The following is a 19193-nucleotide window of genomic DNA, read 5'->3' on the forward strand; positions in this document are numbered from 1 at the left end:
CTCCGCGTCCGCCAGATCGGCGCGGGTCGCCCGGATGCTGTCGGCCCGGGCCTGAATGCGGTCCATCAGGTCCAGCGCTTCAGCCGGCGTCACCTCGCGGCCCATCGCCGCCCCGATATCCGCCGCGCATTGCTCGAAGCTCATGCCGACCGCCTCCCCATGCAGAAGGCCGCGGCAGCCCAGCCCGAAGCCTCCGCGTCCGCCTCGGCATCGAGCGCGGCGATTTCGGCCCGTGCCGCCTGCACCTCGTCGGCCGACAGCGCGCCGACCCGAACGGCTTCGTCCAGCTCGGCATCAAGGGTCGGATCGTCGGCCGGCATCTCAATCCCCGCCTCGCTGCGGCGCGGCAGCGGGTCATCGGCCGGCGCCAGGCGTTCCGCCGCCTCGATCGCCGCCCGGTCCTCGATCTCGCCCGCCTGTGCGACCCGGCGGACACCGGCCAGGATCTCGTCCGCCGTCGCCGGCGCCGTGCCGAACATGTCGGGCACGGGCGAGGTTTTGACGGCCGCATCCACATAGGCGCGCAGATGGCGGGTGATCGCCTCGCCCGATCTGGTGGTCACGGTCCCGTCCGGCCGCTCGACCAGCATCCCGGCCAGGAACGCCGACGTCGCCGGCGTCGGTGGGTCGAAGGCGTCGTACTGGTCCATCACCTCGGCCAGCGGCCGGCCGGCGGCCCGCTGGTCGCGGATCATCCGCACGGCCCGCACCAGGTCCGTGGTGGCATCGGCGCCGGCCGAAATCTGCCCGGAAGCCGCTTCCGCCCGCATCCGCGCCCAGGCGGGCGCCACCGCTTCCAGCGCATTCCCCAGCGACCGGCTGGACGGGTCGGCCGCCTCGGTGATCCGGGCCACCAGATCCGCATCGCCGAAGGCGCGCGCCAAAAGTCCGGCCTTGATTCGCCGCAGCCCGTCGGCCGACAGATCGCCCGTCGCCGTCGCCAGCCGGCCGCGCTCCGATTGCGGCAGCGCCTCCAGATAGGCGCGGACGAAACGGGCATTCGCGGCCGCGTCCAGCTCCGCGGCCTCGTCCAGATAGGCAAGGGCGCGGTCGATCGCGCCGGCATCGGCCATCGCCCGCTCGGTCGCCGACAGCTCCAGCGTCCCCGACGACTGCGCCGCGACCGTGAAGCGCCGGCGGTCTTCTGGCGTCAAGTCAGAGACCCGGCGCCGCACCAGCACCGGCGCCGTCATGCCCTCGATCTGGTAGCCCTCCCGGGCGAGGAATGCGCGATAGTCGGCGTCCAGGCCGCGGGCATAGGCCTCGCGGATCGCAAGCACCCGGCCATTTCCGCTTTCCACGACACCTTCCGCCGACACCACCGGCGCACCGGTCGCGGCATCGGCCGATGCGCCCAGGCGCGCCGGCTGAAGGTCGGCCGCCATCGCCGATATCTGCTCGCGGCTGGCCATGCGGTCGCGCTGGCGGGGCTGAAGATCCGCCGGAAAGGCCGGATTGATCGTGCCATCAGCCAGATTGCTGGTGACCAGGCTGTCGGCCTCGACCACCTCGTATCGCGTCTGTATCCGCCGCTGCTCACTGTCATAGACTTCCTGGATGCTCGACCGGCGCGCCGGGCGCCGGGGCGGCATGGCGGCTCGTACCGCCGCGCCGATTTCCGGCGGCACCGGCCGGCCTTCGGCGACGGCGCCCACCGCGGCCGACATCAGCCCCTCATGCACATCCGCCCGGCCGGATTGCGTCAGGCTGTCGACGGCTTCGGTCGCGGGCGACCGGTAGCGGCCCAGGGCGGCATCACCCGCGAAGCCGGCGCCGGCATGCAGGCCGCCGCCCATGACACCGCCGAAGGCGACGTTGAGGATGCTATCGGCCAGGCTATAATCGGCCCGCTCTTCGGCCGTCATGCCCAGGATGGCCGGCTCCAGCACGGCCGCACCGGCCGCGCCCTCGATGGCGCCCAGCCGTGTCCGTACCAGCGCCCGGCCGGCCGCACTGCCGGCGCCTTCCAGCGCCGTGGCATAGCGCGCCTGGCCCACGAAGGGGATAAAGCTTGCCGCGATCCCGATCGGGTCGAGCAGCGATCGCCACAGCCCGACGCCCAGGGCCTGCGTGCCTTCCCAGATGCCGCCCTGCGCGCGGGCCAGCACGGATTGACGATTGATTTCCGCCTGCTTCAGGTCGCGCAGCTCCCGCGCGATCCCCTCGGCGACCGGCTCGGTCCACGACAGCTGTCCATCGATCCCATAGAGGCTATTCGCCTCTTCGGGATCGAGGGTGCGGCCCTGGTCTTCCAGCCGTCGGGACAGCCAGCGCCGGGTCAGCGGCGTGATATTGGTCGCCGAGGTCTCTTCGGCCGTGGCGTCGAGCACGGCCGATGTCGAGGCGGGCAGGGTCGCGTAGCCAAGCGCCTCAAGGCGCCTGTTCGGGGCGGTGGGTTGCGTGTAGATGCCGAGACCGGTCATCGCCCGGTCTCCTGCTTATACAGCCGCACATCGGGATGCCGCCGCGCCCAGGTCTTCAGGCCGGCGGGATCGCCCCGGAAGCGCTGTAGCACCTCGAAAATCCGCGGCTCGAAATTGCTGGGATTGGCCGGGTCGAAGGTGTCGGGGTCGGCGATCAGCTCGTCAATCCGATCGGCCGCCAGCATGTTCACGAAGGGCTGCCCCTCCGCGAAATACCAGCTATCGACCTCGCGGCCCGCGCTGTCGAGCTGCACGAAGAGACGGCGGGGCGTGCCTGCGCTGTCATTATCTTTGGTCAGCTGCTCCGTCTCTTCGCCCCAATAGCCACTCATTCCCGGATAGAGGGTCACGATTTTCGGCCGATCGCCGACCAGCATCTGGCGCGCCTGCTCGTCGGTCACCCGCATTTGCCGGGCACGGCCTTCAAGGTCGGGCGGATCCGGCCAGGCTGGCGCACTCGGGACGTCCCCAAACGACAACTGCATGATACTGCCGTCAGCCAGGCGCACCGGCTGGCCGCGCGCGTCCAGCCGCACCCAGCCATCGGAGGTGTCGTTGATCACCCACCGTCCTGCCCGGGCCGCGTCCAGCGCCGCCGCGCGCCGGGTGGCTTCATCGGCCGGCAGGGCGCCAGGGCTCGGGCCCGGGTCCGCCACATCCGCCGGCGTGAGCGCGGTCACAAGCTGGCTGCCATAGGCTTCCGTGCGCCCGCCCCAGCCGCGCGGCGCCAGCGCCGTGGCCGCCCCCTGGCGGACGATGTCCATCCGGCTGGTCAGCGCTTCCACGGCGCCGCTGGCCGCCGCATCCGGCGCCGCGCCGCCCTGCATCCGCCTCAGCGCCAGGCGCAGCGCGGCCGCCTCCATTTCCGCCGCCCGCTGCGGGCCGTCGGGCGCATGCGCCAGCGCCTGATCGATCGGCGCCATCTGGGATCGCACACTTTCCTTCACCGCCTTCAGATCGCCGGCGGTCGGCGCCAGCCGTTCCAGATCGCGCATGGGGGTGTCCAGCACCCCGCCCAGCTCCGCCCGGGCCACCGGCTCGTCGACCATGGCGAGAACGCGATATTCCGCCGGCAGCCCGGCCGCGGCCAGCTGGCCCATGACACGCGGCCAGTCGGCGCCGTATTCGCCTTCCAGCGCCTGGATGGCATCGGCGCGGCCCTCGCCGCGCGCCGTGCTCAGGCGTCCCACGATTTCCGCCGCCTGCGCCTTGGTCAACAGGCGCTCTTGACCGGCCGGGATGCCGAGGCGCCGCTGCCATTCCATCAGCTCGTCGCCGGCCACGGGGCCGACAGTGCGCACGACATAGCCGGCCGGGTCCGCCTGGATCGCCTCGGCCTGGTCCTTCAGGGCCGCGACCACCCGGCCATAAACATCGGCATCGGCCGCATAGCTGCCGGCGCCGCCCTTGGGCGCGATCGCCGCCGCGATCGCGGCCCGGTCTTCGGGGGATGCGGTCTTGCCGGCGGTCACCGCCTGATACTGGCGCTCTGCCGCCGCCACGGCCTGGCGATACGCCGCCGCCGGCGCCGCGCCCAGAATGCTGCGCACCGTCTCGGGCGTCACCCCGTCCACGCCCTGGCCGGTCGTGGTCCGGCTCTCCAGATCAGAGGCCACCAGCCCGCGAAAGGCCTCTTCCTGCGGCGCCAGACGCTGCGCCGCCCGGGCGGCTGCCGAGGCATCATCGGCAAAGGTCGCAGCGCCCGGCTTCGGCTTGATGCCTTCCAGCAGCGCGGCCAGCTCGTCGGGCGTCGCCGTCGCCGCCTGTGTGACGACGTCGTGCACCCGGCGCGAGCGCGCTTCTGCCGCCGCCAGATCCGCAGCGGCCGCCGGCCCCAGAACGGCCGCGACCGTCGCCGGCGTCACGCCGTCGACACCAACGCCGGTCGCCTCCAGGCTGGCCAGATGGCTGGCGATCCGGTCGCGCAGGATGGCCTTGCCCACGGCTGCGCCGGCATCGACCTTCGCCCGATCGGCTTCCATGCGTCGTGTCAGCTGGTCGATCTGCTCTTCGGTCAGCCCGGAGCCCTTCGGTCCAAGCTCGCGTTTCCGCCAGCTGTCGATCCGGCCTTGCGTCTTCGGCCCGGTTTCCCACCAGCCCATCACCGCGTTTTCGCGGACCTCGGCGTCATAGGCGTTCACCCGCTCCTGGATCGCGGCCAGGGTGAGCGCGCCGGCGCGGGTCGGGTCGGCCGGATACTCGACACCGCCGAACACAAATGCCGATTTCGGGCCAAGCGCGATCAAGTCGGCTTCCAGCGCCGTCATCGCCCCTTCCAGGGCCACATTCGCATCGGCGTCGCCCGCGGCAGCCTCGCGCGCCAGGCGCTGCACCAGCGACAGGCGCTTGGGCTCTGCCGCCGTCCAGGTCGCTATACGCTCATCCGCGACCCGGGCGTCAGCCTGGCGCCGGGCGGCATTCACATAGGGGCGGACGAGTGTCCCGAAAGAGGCGCTGAAAATCGCCCGCCCTTCCTGAGACGGGATGCCCTCCGCCGCCCCTTTGGCCCAGGCATCCGCGGCCGCGGCCAGGTTCTGCGGCGCGGCCTCATGTTCCTGCGCCAGGCGGTCCAGGGTGTCGAGCGCGTCGGCTTCGAGGCGCCTGGAATAGGTCTCCAGCGCCGCCCTGTTATAGGCAGCGCCGCGGATCGTCTCCGGGTCCATCTCGGCATACTGGCCGGCCGCGCCGGCGGCGGCACCCGCTGCGGCGCCCTGCCGCGCCGCGCTCTGTGCCTCGCGTTCCAGGCGCCGGCCCAGGAAGACGTCCAGGCGCTCCGACAGCGTGCCCAGGCCGCGGGCCACCCCATCGCTCTGGAGCGTCTGCACCGGCCCGGTCGGGCGGATGCCGAGCGGCTGATAATCGGGGATCAGCGGTCCCGGGCGCCGCGCCATCAGCCGATCGCCAATCGGCGGTCGACGAAATCAAACAGGCTGCCGCCGGCACGGGCCGCGCCGCCAATCACGGCGCCGGTCGCATCGGCCCTGAGCGCACGTGCATTCATCCGGCGGGTGCCGGATGCGATGATGGTGTTGTCGCGGTTCACCCTCAATTCGCGGTCGGCATCCGCCGCCGCGCCCATCTGCGCGGTCTGGATCGAGCCGGCATTCAGATCGGCTCCGGCTGCGCCGGCGGCGGCAGTGCCAGCAGCCAGAGAGGCGATCAGGCGACGGCGGGTTTCATTCTCCGCTTCTCGCCCCCTGATAAGCTCTTGCTGCGCATTGAAATTTTCCATCTTGGCTTGACTCCGGAGTGCGGAGGCCTGGCCAAGGGCCGACGCGAAGCCAAGACCGGCCGAGGCCAGAGACAGGCCGCCGGTGATCAGCCCGGCCGTGGTGACGGCGCCGCCGGCGCCGAACAGCCCCGCCGTGGCCGCCGTCGCGGCCGTCGTCGCGGTCGCGGCAGTGCCCGCCGATCCGACGGCAAGCGCGGTCAGGGTCTCGACCATCAGATTTGCACCTCCGCCACCAGCCCGATCACCTCGAAAGGCCCCGGCGCCGTCTGGGTGATCGTCACCACGGTCTGCCGATCCCAGCCGCTGAAGCCGTCGACCAGGATGTCACCGGTCAGCACCGGGGGCGCGCGATCGAGCGGCGAGCCGGCGCCGATGCCGAAGCGCCGCGCCTTCACCGGCTCGCCGGCGACGGTGACGTTCTGTACCTCGACGGTCCGCAGCATCACGCGGACCAGGCGCGACAGGCGCCCCATAGCCGGCCCGTCCGGCAGGCTGGGTTCCAGCGGATGGGTCTGCACCAGCGGGATCGCCCATAGCCCGACTTCGACCCGATCGGCCGGCCGGGCCAGGGTGACCGCACCGCCCATCACCACCTGCGACGGCTGAAGGCTGCCATCGGCGATGATCATCACCGTGGCCCCTTCCAGCCAGTCGAGCCCGGTCACGCTGGTGATCCCGTCACCGGTCGCGACCGCGGCGCCGTCCAGCCTGACGGCCTGGTCCCAGCGCTCGATCAGATAGCGGGTGGTGCCGGCGATCACCCGGCGGATCAGCCAATAGATCGTCCCGTCCACGACGGCGATGTCCAGCACCTGGCCCGCCGGCTCGACCAGCGTCCAGCCGGTGACCTGCTGGTCGCGCAGGGTATTGATCACGGCCACGGTCCCGTCGGTATTGACGCAGAGGACATAGTCCGTGTCGTCGTCGCGCGACGTCTTCCGCACGGCGAGCCGCACCGGGTCGCGGACCAGGTGCTGGGCCAGCAGGGACAGCGGCGATGTCGTGTAGGCCTGGGCGACTTCCTGGTACACGGCTTCATGGAGCGTGCGGCCGCCGCGCTCCGCAAAGATCCATCCGCGGTCGATCTCGACCGGACGCGGCGGCTTGCTCGGCGCCAGCCCGCGCCGCGTCTGTTCCGCCAGTGCGAATGTCTTCGGCGTCAGGGCAGGGCTGCCGCCCCGCAGCGCCATATAGAGCGCGCCCGTGGTCCAGACGAGCAGGTCAGATCCGGAGGCGATCGCCATCACCGCGTTGACCTGGTCGCTGTCGATCGCGGCATCGATGCCCTGATCGTCGAGCGCGTCCCCCAAGTCGAAATTGAAGAAATCCCCCACGACGCTGCCGAAAATCGACGATGGTCGGCGCGCCATCCGCCCCAACCACAACCGCCCCTCGTGGAAGGTCACTGCCCCGGGCCAGCCGCGGGCGGTGCTGATCACCGGCTCTTCCAGGTGCCAGTCGTCCGCGGGGATCGCGTCGGTATCCGAAAAAGCGACGCGGGTTTTCGCCTTGACGCTGGTCGCGGAGGTGAATTCGGTGATGCGCGCGATCCCGCCATTGCCCTTGAATTCCCAGCCGTTCACCATCGCGGCTGTGAAGACCGGATCGGTCGCGGTCAGCGTCACCGTATCCTCTTCCGCCGACGGCGTGACCGTGCCGGTCGGCGTGACGGCGCCATAATCATAGGTCGGAAGCCGGCTCATCGGCATCGCGCCGATGGTCCAGTCGGCATGCGTCGCACCCCGCATCAGCCGCTGCGGCGCCATGCTCTGGTGCACGGCAATCAGGGTGTCGGCCGACTGCGCATAGTCCAGTTCGGCGACCACGGTCGCATCCCAGGGCGTCGCGATATCCGCGACGACGGCATCATCCCGGTAGACCCGCAGCCGATTGGCTGTCAGCACGAGAAGGTAATCCTGCTCGGTATTGAAGGCGAAGGGGATCAGCCGGGCGCCGCCGGCGGCATCATCGAGCGCGTCGACCACCACCCGCCCCGGCGCCGCGCGAAAGCCGCCCTGCGGGAAGGTCACCACATTCCGGGCCATCCTGACGGACCCGTAATATTGCTTCAGATCGATCCGCGCGCCGACCTGAGGCGCCAGTTCGCCTTGGGTGAAATTGACCTGCGCCGTCCGGACACGGGGCATTGCTCACCCCCCGAAACGCGCGGAAATCAGCGGGAAATCGGTGATCACCGCCGGCGGCTGCTGCTGGCTGTCGATCGTCCGGGCCACCCGGGCATAGCCCCCCGTCCGATTTTCGGACGGCGTGCCCCAGGTCTTCCCCTCCCAGAAATCCGCTTTCGTCGTCTGTTCCGTGACCGGGATCGCCAGCATGGCGGTCAGCGCGAAGACGAACAGCTGCCGCACATGGGCTGGCCACAACGCCTCCGGTATCCGCGCCTGATAATCGGCCCAGACCTGCACCGCCTGGGTGTGCACCTGGTCCCCGTACAGCTCATAATCCGGCGCCGCGGCAAAGAGACTGTCGCTCGACCAGATCCCCCGCAGCACCAGCAGATCGGCCGGCAGGGCATAGGCATAGGACCATTCGGCAATGGGGCGCTCCGCAAGGCGAGGGAGGCGCGCCTTGCGGAGCGTGCTACGCCACGGATACGACGAGAGGACGTCATCCCGTACCGTGCCGTAGAGGGTCGACACGATCGACGCCAGACCGCTCCCCTCGTCCAGCGCCTGGATCGATCGCGATCCCAGCAGGGCGAGGGCCTGATTGGCCAGACGGACGTCGAGCGCGGCGACGGACATGGGGTCAGTCCGTGTCGGTGACGGTCATCGCCGTCGCATCGGTGACGTCGATCACCCGCGTGGCCGCGTTGACGCTGTTCACGATCATGATGCCGGCGGCGGTGACCGCGCCGCCGGTAATCGTGGTGACAAAAATCCAGTCGCCGAGGTTGAAAAGCCCGAACGCGTCGTTGAAGTATCCGCTGGCCCGCACGGTGGCCAGGGGATCTTCCGAGACGTAGGAATGCACCATGGGGCCGCCTTTCACGACGGCCCCCGATGCCATGTAGGTCGATGCGGACTGGCCGCCGATCGCGTTCAAGCGCTTCAGGGAAAAGGCCATGGTCTCGTTTCCTCTCAGGCCACGGGCGGTGCAGTTTCGGTGTGCTCTATGCGGATCACACCCAGCGGATCGATGACCGCGGCCCCGGCCTTGATCATGCCCTGCACCAGGTACGCCCCCTTTTCAGGGACCCAGTCGACCATCGTCCGCCCCTCGAAGCGCCAGGCCATGCCGATCGCTCCATCAGCGCCGCCATGGAAGGCGAACGACGTGCAGATGTTGCCGACGCGCGGCAGACCACCCTCCGGGCGCCGGCCGATCGTCTTGAAGCGGAAGCCCAGGAAGTAATCGACCTTGCCATCGACCAGCGCCTTGGCGTTGGCGTAGTCGGCCGACGTCACCTCGACCTGCCCCAGCAGGCTTTCGATCGCCATGGCATGGGTCAGCATGTACCGGTCCGTCTCCGGCACTTCGAGGTGATCGAAATACGCCTTCGCCCGGCGCAGCTTGGCGAGATTCAGGCCGGTGCCGGCCCCACCGACATCGGTATCGATCTGCACGCTGGGCTGGCCGGTGACCAGCGCATCGATGCCCACCTGATCTTCGCGGCGCCCCATGGCGCCACCGACCTTCCGGGCGATCTGGGCGCGATCGTCGATGTTGGTGTTGTTGACATCAGTGGTCTTGATGTAATCGCCCGCGCGCCATCCCCGCGTGCTGGTCCTCACGACATCCTGACCGCTGTTCGCAGCCTTGATGTCCTGCACCCCGTTATCATCGGGATAGGCGACGATTTCATCGCCCAGGCGAAATTCGACTTCAGTCCCGACCCAATCGGTCTTCAGCCGGGCGGTGGGGCGCAGCACCCCACCCTTGGATCCGTAGGCGGCTTTGACCCTCATGTCGTAATCGACCTGGGTCGCCAGCGAGGCAGGAACGGACATATGCACCTCTCGGCGCTGCGATATCGCAGCGTGCGATCATCCATCTTCGACGATCGCGACCGATCGGCCCGGTGCTCGCGGGTCAGTCCTGGCACTGCCAGCTGATAAGCCGCCCTGACGCGGGGTCCTGTCGCTTGGCGGATGCGTGCCGCCCTGTCACGTGACGCATCCGGCGCCAGCGGGTCCGGTCCCAATAACGGGATAGGCGGACGCACTATTTACACGATCAAGGCGGGTGCATGTCAAGTTGACATGACCCGCCTTTATGCATTCAGGCATTTTGTGGAAAAAAGTTTCCTCGTTTCATCTGATCGTGCCGTTGGCGATCAAGCGGTTGATCATCTCCTGCGCCTTCCGCTGCTTCTCCGGGGATGTGTCAAAGTCCTTTTCCTTGTACAGGGCTTCGACCTCGGCCATGGATCCGACGCTTGACGACATGCTCATCGGGTCCATCGGGATCGACTTTTCGCCAGCCAGATCCCGCAGCTTCGACAGCATGCGCACGCCGGCGGCAGTCCCTGCCGCCAGCTGGAATTCCTCCCATTCATCGGCCGTCAGGGCCTCTTTCTGGAAGAGGCCTCTTCCCCACTGCCCGACGGCTTTCACCAGGCCGGCGCCGCCGGTGCCCAGCTTCTGCAGTTCCGCCTTATAGGCGGCCTGTCTCGTTTCCGGGGTCTCCGCCGGCGGCATGGCTTCCGCCAGTGTCGCCAGGACCGGGGCGATCAGGGCATCGAACTGCCCCTGCGAAAGCCCCTGCGCGTGTGCCGCGTCGCGGAAAGCCTTCAACGCCGGATCGTCGGCCGGCACGTCGAGAATCGGCTTTTCACCCAGCTGCGGCAGCTTGTAGGCATCCGCCGTTGCCGGCGGCTTATGATCGCCCTTGCCCAGCTGGCGCCGCAGATCCTGGTGGGACTGCGCCAGCTTTTCCCACTGCGCTTCGCCCTTCGTTGCGTCCCAAAACTGCTCCGGCAGCCACTCCGGCCGCTGCTTTCCAGCGGCATCGGCGGGCTTCCCGGCATCCGCCGCCGGTGCGGCCGTGGTATCCGTCTTCTGATCCACCATGTCAAACAGGCTGGACGGCACTTTCGGCGCCGCATCCTGCCCCGCGGCCGGTGCCGCCGGCGCCGGCGCATCACCGCCGGCACCTTCACCTTCCGGCGCCCGCAGCAGCGCCGACTTCATCCAAGATTTCACCCGCATTTCACGCGCCCCTCTTCCCGCGTTCGGCCCGCTTGATGATCTGGCGGACGATTTCATTCTGGCCTTCGCGCATATACCCGTGGTCAGCAGGCTGACCGGGCACCCAGGACGGCTGATCGATCGTCACCGACCGCAGGTATTCGATGACCTTTTTCCCGGCCCGTGTGCCGAAGGTCATCGCAAAGACCCTGTCCAGCTCATCCGATTCAGCCTGAAGCCCTTTCAGCCGCTGCACTTCGGCAACGGCCGCCGGGCCAAGATTGTCCATGTCTTCCCATCCCGGAATCATGCTGCCCCCTTGTTCTGCGCGCCTGCCGGCGCCGGCTTGGTCAGATTGTCCGCCACCCGCGCCGCCACGGGGCTGGTGGCCAGCATCTGCGCTTCAGCCCCCTGGCGCGCATCCTCGCGCCCCTTCTGCCTCTCCGTGACGGTCGGCAGAAGCTTCTGAGGCACGCCCAGCTTGTCGGCGAGCCAGTCATAGAAGTCGTCGCGTTTGACAGCCTCCTGAACAACTTCAGGGCCATATATCTGCGCCAGTATTTGCAGATATTGCGTGACCGTCTGGACGTCGGCCAGGTTCTGGACCTGAGCCAACGGGCTCGTTGCTTTGATCGCGATTTCCCGCCCGTTGACCTTCAGGGGGAGGGCGACTTCCCCCGCCTCACTCAGGATATCGAGGAAGCGGGCAATCGCCGGCTCTGCCCCATCACTGATCAGGCGCCCGAAGGCCGCCCCGATATCGCGCTGAAGCTCGCGGGTCCGCTCCATGATTTCCGTCGGAGAGCGGACCGGCCCGGTCTCCGGCGGCAGCTGGCGATCAAAGAGCGCGTCCTTGATGTTCTGCCGCAGATCAGACAGCACGATCTGCGACATTCGCACGTCGCCGACTGACGGCAGGGGCTGCAGGGATGCCCCGCGGCCGCCGCCATTCGATCCGACCGGGATCAAGGCCCCGGGGCGGATCTGAATGGTATTGAGGTTGAGGACGCCATCATCCACGGCCGTGAAAGCCGGCACGATCGCGAGCGATGCCGCCTGAAGCACGAGCCGGACCACGGCGTTGGCCGTCTTGATGTCCGGCAACACTTGGATGACCGGCCCACGGCCATAGACCTCGCCCGGCGCTTTGAGCCAGCGGAAGCAGATCCAGGGCATCGTGTTGTGCATTCGGGCGACCAGCCGGGCCGGCGGGCTGCCGCGCCACAGCACGTCGAAGCGGTATCCATCGTCCTCGGCGTCGTAATAGGTCGCGGTCTCCAGCTCGATTTCGGCGTTCTCATCTTCCAACCGCCGCCGCTCCAGCTCGGGCGGCAGATCGGCATCCGGGTACAGACGCAGGATGTCCCGGACCACCACCTTCTGTTTCCAGAAGACGCCCTCAACGATCCCGAATGGGCCTTCTTCCAGGGCAGCCAGTGGCGCCGGAACCGCCTGGCATTGAATCTTCGCGCCTGAGTTCCTTCTCAAGGCGTGCGCCGACTGCACCAGGATCAGCCCGGTACTGACGCTCAGATCGTGCAGCGCCTCATTGAGGGCGACGTCCCAATTCGAGAGATGCACCTCCCTCCACAGCACTTGCTCGACCTCATCGAGCGCTTTCTGCACCTCGTCCCGGTCAGCCTCCGGGACATCCGATCCGGCATCAAGCGTCGCCCAGCGCTGGCGGGCTGGGAACGCCACGTCCTGAATGCGATTGGCGAAGCGGCTCACGGAGCCAATCGCCGTGCTGTCATAGACCGCATCCGACTTCCGCGCCCCTTCCGCCGTCGTCGTGATCGGGTCACGCTCGGGCAGCGCATAGCGGTAGGCCTCCTGGTGCAGGCTTCGCCAGGCCGCGTTCCTTTCCCACGCCCGATCCGCCCGTTTGATGAGCGTCGGCACGTCCATCGCTGCCATGTCAGCCTCCCGTCGTCGTGGTCACACCACGTTCGTCATTCGACAGCAGCAGCGCCCGGCCCTTTGACCGGGAGGTGATCGACCGCCGCCGGGCGTCCTCTTCGGCCTTCAGGCTGGCGGACTGCCGCTCCGCGGCCTCCGCCTGCCGCTTCTGGGCCGCCACCAATTCCGGGTCCGGACCCTTCGGTTTCGAAAGAAGCGCAGACATCCCCTCACCCTTCCCCTTTCAACTCGACGCCCCCGGGCGTGGGGGCGGACAGGATCGGCCGGGCACCCTCGCGGCGCAGCCGGCGGTAGAGCTGTCGGGGGGTCAGCACCCGCCAGGACCGCAGCCCGACAAGGTGCGCCATCACCCCGGCGCAGGTATAGATCGGCCGGTAGACCGGCGCCTGGGCCAGGCCGGCCGGCACCGGCACCGCCAGCGCCCAGCCGCCGGCCGCCAGCTCGTCCCGCACCGCGTCGCCCAGCGGCCGCGGGTCGATCCTGACCAGCATTCGGCCCGCCACGGGGTCGACCACCATGGTCAGCGGCCTGTCCTCTGCGCCGATCGCGGCCAGCGCGAGCACGTGCCGCCAGCCCGGGCGGGTGAACAGCCGCCACCACCGCCGCCGGCCGTCGTCGGGCACCACCCCGCCCACGACGACGTCGCCCTTGAAGATCAGGATCCACAGCTGCGGGTCCGACAGCGCCCACAGCCGCGCCAGCTCCGACGGCGGCAGCAGCTTCCCCGGCGCCGGCGTCGCGGCGGCGGGGGTGGCCCGGGCGCTGGTCATGTGCTCGGTCATCGCAGCCCCTCACCAGACGCTGAAGTCGTGCGGAGCGACAACCGGCCGGCCGCCGGCGTGGCCCATCAGCCGGTCCCGCTGGTCCTGGCGGCGGCGGGTCGCCTCGACCCACTCGCCGCCGCCCAGAAGCAGGTACTGCAGCGCATCGGCAATGTGCGAGTGCTCGGACTTCGCCGGCACGTCCTCGTACCGCTCGCCGCCGCCGGGCAGGCGCTGGCGCTTGTAGGCATAGCCGGACAGCAGCGCCCGACGCAGGGTCCGGCACCTCGGGCTGATCAGGATCCCGGGCCGGCCGTCGATCATCCGCCCCAGCGGTGCACGGACGGCCTCCAGCCGCGGCAGCAGCCCGTTCGTCACCGTCCCGCGGAAGCGCACGCCGCTCGCTGCGGAAATCGCGTCCATCCAGCTCTCTTCGTCGGTGCTGGCCCGGCTGGTGCCGGCCGGATCGGCCCAGGCCTGCCCCACCTGGTGCCCCGGGTACCGATCCCGCAGCAGCCGCGCCAGCGCCTCGCCGAAGCGCACGGCGCCGATACCGCCCAGGTCTCCGACCAGCTCATCAAGGATCACCCACTGCCCCGTCGGCAGCTGCTGCGCGATCAGGACGGCAGGGGTGAGGCCCGCATCGGCGCCCAGCCGGAGCGGCACGCCGGGGGCCGGCTCGATCGGCGCCGGCGCCATGTGCTGGGCCTCCGAGAACTCGGGGAACACCGGCTTTCCGTCACGGCTCGCCCCCCACCGATTGTGGATCATCCGCCGGACGTACCACTCATCGTGCCCCGCGGCCGCGCGCTCGTAGTAGTCCGGCGGAAGATTTTCGACGTTCTCGGCGCCGGGATCGGTGCCACCGGGCTGGACGAAAAGCCGATATCCCGGCTTCGGATCGTCGACGAAATCGGCGCGCAGATAGTGATCCGTGTCCGGCGCGTTGAAATCGCAGATGATCCCGCGGAAGGTCGGGCCGCCGTGCCGTCTGGACGGATAGCGCGTCCGGCCCGGCAGGAAGGTCAGGACGTCCCGGCTCAGAAGGTCGACCTCATTAAGCCAGCCGCCCGTGATTTCGAAACCGCGGGTGAACGGCTCGACATCGTTGTCACCGATCGCGGCGAACATGACCTCGCTGTCGACGACGGACCCGTCCGGCAGCTGGTAGCGCAGGTGGTGCGCCGATGGCGCATTGTCCCCGCCGCTCTTGAAGACACCGAAATCATGAGGCACCCACCCGAACCAGCTCGGCAGCACCGTCCGATTGATCCGGCGATACGTATCGCGGAGCACCACCCACCGGCTGTAGCGCACTCCATCGACAGGGCTACGCCCCTGTTCGCAGGCCAGGGCCAGCAGCTTCGCCACGCAGGCGCCCGTCTTGCCGGAGCCGATCGGCCCCATGATCGCTGACACGGGGCTTCGATCGGCCACGAACGCGCCTGCGATCGGCCCCGGTGGAGACCATTGGAAGACCTGCGGTGTCCTCACACTACTAATCCCTAATCAGTGGTATCGCTGGCATTTTCGCCAGCAATATCAATGGGTTGATCAGTCACGTTCAACTCGCTCGCGTTCAACTCGCGGCGAGCGTCGCCGCTAAGCTGTTGATATTGCTCACTTGTCAGATCCACGACATGAACGGCCCCGTCGCCCGGCGCCGCGGCCGCGCTCGGCATCTGAAGGACCATCATTGGCAGGGCGTCGCCCGTGATTTCGACGGCCTGCGGCAGGCGCTGGTGCAGGTACGGCGCGACGTCGCGGGCTGCGGTCATCTGGATCTTGATCGCCTCGATCCGGTCGCAGTGCAGCCTCGCGGCCAGCTCTTCGACCGGCATCGAGTAGATGTCCGCCAGCACCAGCAGCGGTGACCGGTGCGTCGACAGCAACAGCTTGCGCCATTCCTCGGTCGACCTGTTCCGCGCCCCCTTCGGCCGGCCGGCCGAACGGCGCGGCGTGCCCCGGCCGGCGCCGAAATCGGCCAGGGCCTGGTCGAGTGGCCCCGCCCCCGTGGTGAGGACGTCGGACATATCGCCCTCCGCGTCCCCCTCTGGCTCAACTTCAGCGGGCAGGAGCGGCAGCTGCGCAGCCGGCGCCGGCCGCGCGCGCGCGGGATCCATCGCCCCCGCCGCCTCTGCCGCCTCCATCGCCGCTTTCAGCCCCTCTTTCCGCTCACTCACTGCATAAACCACTGATATTTAATCCCTTTTTCCCGCCGGGCCCGCCCGGCCCCTGCCGCGTTCGGCTGTCGTTAGGTGTGCGTTAGGTCTGTCGTTAGGTCTATTATTCTTTATTTTCAATAAGTTAGAAGAATACCTAACAACCTAACGCACCTAACGGCATGTCTTCACACGCATGCGCACACCCACATGCATTATGTGAGTGTGCGTTAGGTCCGTTAGGTGCGTTAGGTTCCTATTATTTTCCTTTGTTTTCAGATGCTTGGCACCTAACGCCCTGCCTAACATCTGCCTAACGTCTCGCCGTCCCCAGCCCCGGCGCTGCGTTCTTTCTGAACGCCCCGTCCTGGGTCTGGGCGGGGCCACCAAAAAAACCGGAGGGCGGGGCCACCGGGTCGAAGGGTCGGGGCGAGGTGAGGACGTCGAAAGCGGCCGGCCGCGCCCCTCTGCGGCCGGTGATCAGCTGGCTACGCCGGCGAGGGCGCGGCCGAAGTCGGTGTGAAGCGAGCCCTTTCGGGCTCGGGCAGGCAGAGGGCGAGGGGAATTTCCGACCCCCTGCACGTGGCCCCGATCCAGATCGTCTTTTTCGGCACCCGGGCGCCCTCCAGGCGCCGCAGGCTCTGGACCCAGACGCCATCCGCGGCGGCGCGCTGCTGCCAGTGCGTGCCCTGGAAAATCCTGGCAAGCCCTTGATGCTGATTGGCGACCCGCAGCCATGCCGACCGTGTCGGCGGCGGCTCGAAATGGACGGCGAGCCCTGCTTCCTGGAGCAGGCGGCGCGCCAGGCGCAGGCGCTCGTCCCCCTGATAGTCGGGGTGCGTCCCCGCGGCGATCCGGATCCAGTCGCCAATCGTCCGTCGCTGGCGGTCGTGCGGGCTGTCCAGGGTCGAGCTGAGCAGGTGGGTAAGGCACGACGCCTCGTCGCTCGCCTCGCCGTCCGGTGTCATCTCCGACTTCGCCAACATCTCGACCCAGCCGTCGAGTGCCCCCGGCTCGGGAATCAGGTCGTGGAACAGCAGGTCCGCGGCCGCGAGCATCGTCCCATAGACGTCCTGGCCGCGGGCATCGTGCCCTGCCTGGCGCATGGCGGCGCGGTATGCCTCGACGGTCTCGGGCCAGCGCCACCAGCCGTCCATCAGACGACGCAGAAGCTGCGATCCCCGATCGCGCGCCCAGCGCTCGGTAATCTTGGGCTCGGGCCTATCGCCCAGCGGCAAAAGGTCAAGGATCGCAATCCGGCTGCGATCCTGCGGCAAAAGAGGTGGGATCAGAACAGACGAAAATTGAACAGAAGACCGCAAGATAAAATGCTCGGCGCCACCATCATTACCCGCACGCATGCTCAAGGCACCGGTCGCAGCATTCCGCGCAAGCTTGACAAGCTTATGCATCTGCCTGTTGTCTTCTTCGCTTTCCGCCTCGTCGATTGCGACGGGCAAGCTATCATACTTGAGCGTGCGCCGCAGGCTCGGTTCGGTTGCATCGGCGCTCTTCAACAGCGCATGCTCGTCGAACAGCATTTTGATGAAGTTCTGGAGCGTGCTCTTGCCGGTGCCCTTGCCACCGGTGAGCCAGATGATGGCGCGCCAGGCGATCGCACCGCCCAGCCAGGCGGATGCGATCCATCCCAGGGTGAGATACGGGTCCAGCTCCGGCCGGCGCCAGGACCAGGTCTTGAGGATGTCCAGCACTTCGCCGGCCGGCCCCTTTTCTCCCCCCGGCTGCGCGACCGGGTGTGGCCGCAGAATACAGGGCGCCGTCGGATAGACCCGCCCCAGCACTTCGCCCGGCTCTTGCTGGCGCCAGGCCTCGCCCTTTTCGGGCGGCACGACCATCAGCGTATCGCCGAGGTGCATCACCAACTCGCCATCCGCGCCGGACCAGGCGCCCCGGCCGCGCACCTTTTCACGGGGCGACCACACGCCCCGCATACTCGCGTCATGGATCAGGGCTTCGGCCACCAGCTCCGGTTTCCACCCGGAAATATTCCAGGCACCGGTTTCTTTGTCCTGCACCATCCGGGGCCAATACTCGTAGAGCTGTCCCAGCTGACGGCCCCAAAGACTTTGCAAATTGAGGCGCGAATGATCCTTTGCCTTCAGGGGGATCAACTCCCCCAATTCATTGAGGTAATAAAATGTCTCCCCCTCTTTACCGAGGGGGATTACTGGTACCCCTTCGGGCAGCATAGGTTCGCCACCGCCACCGCCCGATTTCTTCTTACCTTCCGCTTCCGCCGGCGTCGCCGGCGATATCACCGGCCCTGCCGCCGCCCGGAGCGCGCGCACATTATCCGCCCCGTCAGCCATGACGCTCTTCCTTCAGCTTTTTTGACGCGATGAGCATGTCATTCACGTCCTTGTATTCCGCCGGCGGCCGGGCGACCTTGACCGACGCATGCCGCTCGCCCAGCGCCGCCGCCGCGGCCGCGAAGGCCTTCGCCGCGTCCGACCCGGGCGGGTCGTTTTGCGCCCAAAGCACCAGGCCAGCGCTCTCGGGCAGCCGCAGATTGGCCAGATTGCCGCCGGACACCGACGCGATCACCCGCAGGGCCGGGTCACTGACCACCACCGACAGCCCGTCCTCGATCCCCTCGGTGATGTCGATCTCGATCGGGCCTTTGACCCGGCTGATCGGTGCGGCCTTCCGCAGGCGCCCGTCGGCGCCGGCGATCGCCCCCTTCCAGAGCGAAATCCACCCACCGCGGAAGCCGCCGAGGGTCTTTTTCGGCTCGTCAAGCGGCGCCTTCCGCACGCGCCCGTCCCGCTGCACCTCCAGCCACGTCCGGTGCGTGGACATCTGTTTGCCGTCCGGCCCCACGATCGACGTCACCATGGCCGGCCATTTCTGCCCGGTCTCGGCATTCCACAGCCCGGGGTGATACCGGATCGCCCCGGGCAGCCAGGGCAGGCGCGCCAGCTCGATCGCCCGGCCGGCCAGATAGCGATCGACCGGCGTGCCCAGCAGCTCGCTAGAGGCGGACATCCAGATGCGCACGGCCGATTCGCGCGCTCGGCGTGCTTCCTCTTCAGCTTCCGCTTTCCGGGCCGCGGCTTTCTTTTCCGCGATCCGCCGCCGGCGCTCGAATTCGGCCGGGTCGCCGTCCTCGACTCCCAGCCACCGCCGTGCCCACTTGATCGCCTGCGTCTTATCCCCGCCGCAGCACACACCCGCGACCAGGTCGAGCGCGTCGCCGCTTTCGCCGCTCGAAAAATCCGCCCACACGCCCGTGCGTGCCTTGAGGTTGACAGCCAGCGACTGCCCGGGCTCGCCGGCCAGCGATCCGCACCGCCACTCGTGGCCGTGGCGGCTGCCATGGGGCAGCAGCTCGCGGACCAGCGGCTCTATCTGAGCGGTGAGCAGGTCGACGATCGTCGAAATCGGCATCAGGGCGGGGCGCTGGCTCATGTCGTTGCCCCCGAAAAAATCGTGAATGTCATAAAAAATATGACTTGCGCAGCCGCAAAGAATGTCATATTTTTTATGACATGAGGCGAGGCAATGACGCCCCGCATATCACCCGA

The 19193-nt window shown here is 68.4% G+C and carries 16 protein-coding genes; all 16 read right to left on the reverse strand.

Annotated elements, in window-relative coordinates; translation table 11 throughout:
• Positions 1-140 precede the first annotated feature (140 nt).
• On the reverse strand, positions 141-2423 hold the full coding sequence (locus TMO_RS28910) for a hypothetical protein (protein WP_014743563.1): 2283 nt from the start codon (positions 2421-2423) through the stop codon (positions 141-143).
• The gene (locus TMO_RS00215; RefSeq protein WP_014743564.1) at positions 2420-5314 is read right to left on the reverse strand and encodes a hypothetical protein; all 2895 of its coding nucleotides are present in this window, start codon (positions 5312-5314) and stop codon (positions 2420-2422) included. Before TMO_RS00215 ends, TMO_RS28910 begins: the two co-directional genes overlap by 4 nt.
• On the reverse strand, positions 5314-5868 hold the full coding sequence (locus tag TMO_RS00220) for a hypothetical protein (protein WP_014743565.1): 555 nt from the start codon (positions 5866-5868) through the stop codon (positions 5314-5316). The genes TMO_RS00215 and TMO_RS00220 overlap by 1 nt, the downstream gene beginning before the upstream one ends.
• The gene (locus tag TMO_RS00225; RefSeq protein WP_014743566.1) at positions 5868-7802 is read right to left on the reverse strand and encodes a hypothetical protein; all 1935 of its coding nucleotides are present in this window, start codon (positions 7800-7802) and stop codon (positions 5868-5870) included. The genes TMO_RS00220 and TMO_RS00225 overlap by 1 nt, the downstream gene beginning before the upstream one ends.
• A 3-nt stretch (positions 7803-7805) precedes the next feature.
• Positions 7806-8420 (reverse strand): hypothetical protein, encoded by a 615-nt coding sequence (locus TMO_RS00230; RefSeq protein WP_014743567.1) that lies wholly within the window; start codon positions 8418-8420, stop codon positions 7806-7808.
• A 4-nt stretch (positions 8421-8424) separates the two neighbouring features.
• A complete protein-coding gene (locus tag TMO_RS00235) occupies positions 8425-8742 on the reverse strand; it encodes a hypothetical protein (RefSeq protein ID WP_014743568.1) in 318 nt (105 codons plus the stop codon).
• A gap of 14 nt (positions 8743-8756) precedes the next feature.
• The gene (locus TMO_RS00240) at positions 8757-9626 is read right to left on the reverse strand and encodes a phage capsid protein (RefSeq protein WP_014743569.1); all 870 of its coding nucleotides are present in this window, start codon (positions 9624-9626) and stop codon (positions 8757-8759) included.
• A 303-nt stretch (positions 9627-9929) separates the two neighbouring features.
• Complete coding sequence (locus TMO_RS00245) at positions 9930-10808, reverse strand: capsid assembly protein (RefSeq protein ID WP_014743570.1); 879 nt, start codon at positions 10806-10808, stop codon at positions 9930-9932.
• A gap of 19 nt (positions 10809-10827) precedes the next feature.
• Positions 10828-11094: a hypothetical protein gene (locus TMO_RS00250; RefSeq protein ID WP_041604753.1), complete on the reverse strand. Its 267-nt coding sequence runs from the start codon at positions 11092-11094 to the stop codon at positions 10828-10830.
• Positions 11095-11111: 17 nt separating this feature from the next.
• Complete coding sequence (locus TMO_RS00255) at positions 11112-12722, reverse strand: portal protein (protein ID WP_014743572.1); 1611 nt, start codon at positions 12720-12722, stop codon at positions 11112-11114.
• Position 12723: 1 nt separating this feature from the next.
• On the reverse strand, positions 12724-12930 hold the full coding sequence (locus TMO_RS00260) for a hypothetical protein (RefSeq protein ID WP_041604754.1): 207 nt from the start codon (positions 12928-12930) through the stop codon (positions 12724-12726).
• A gap of 4 nt (positions 12931-12934) precedes the next feature.
• Positions 12935-13507 (reverse strand): hypothetical protein, encoded by a 573-nt coding sequence (locus TMO_RS00265; RefSeq protein ID WP_014743573.1) that lies wholly within the window; start codon positions 13505-13507, stop codon positions 12935-12937.
• A 9-nt stretch (positions 13508-13516) separates the two neighbouring features.
• On the reverse strand, positions 13517-14905 hold the full coding sequence (locus tag TMO_RS00270) for a TerL (protein WP_145978034.1): 1389 nt from the start codon (positions 14903-14905) through the stop codon (positions 13517-13519).
• Between the two features lie 86 nt (positions 14906-14991).
• On the reverse strand, positions 14992-15519 hold the full coding sequence (locus TMO_RS00275; protein ID WP_014743575.1) for a hypothetical protein: 528 nt from the start codon (positions 15517-15519) through the stop codon (positions 14992-14994).
• Positions 15520-16136: 617 nt separating this feature from the next.
• Positions 16137-17978 (reverse strand): hypothetical protein, encoded by a 1842-nt coding sequence (locus tag TMO_RS00280; protein WP_145978035.1) that lies wholly within the window; start codon positions 17976-17978, stop codon positions 16137-16139.
• Entirely contained in the window at positions 17971-19077 is a 1107-nt protein-coding gene (locus tag TMO_RS00285) for a toprim domain-containing protein (RefSeq protein ID WP_014743577.1), read from the reverse strand. The genes TMO_RS00280 and TMO_RS00285 overlap by 8 nt, the downstream gene beginning before the upstream one ends.
• Positions 19078-19193: the final 116 nt, after the last annotated feature.

This window comes from Tistrella mobilis KA081020-065, from assembly GCF_000264455.2.
Taxonomy (GTDB): Bacteria; Pseudomonadota; Alphaproteobacteria; order Tistrellales; family Tistrellaceae; genus Tistrella; species Tistrella mobilis.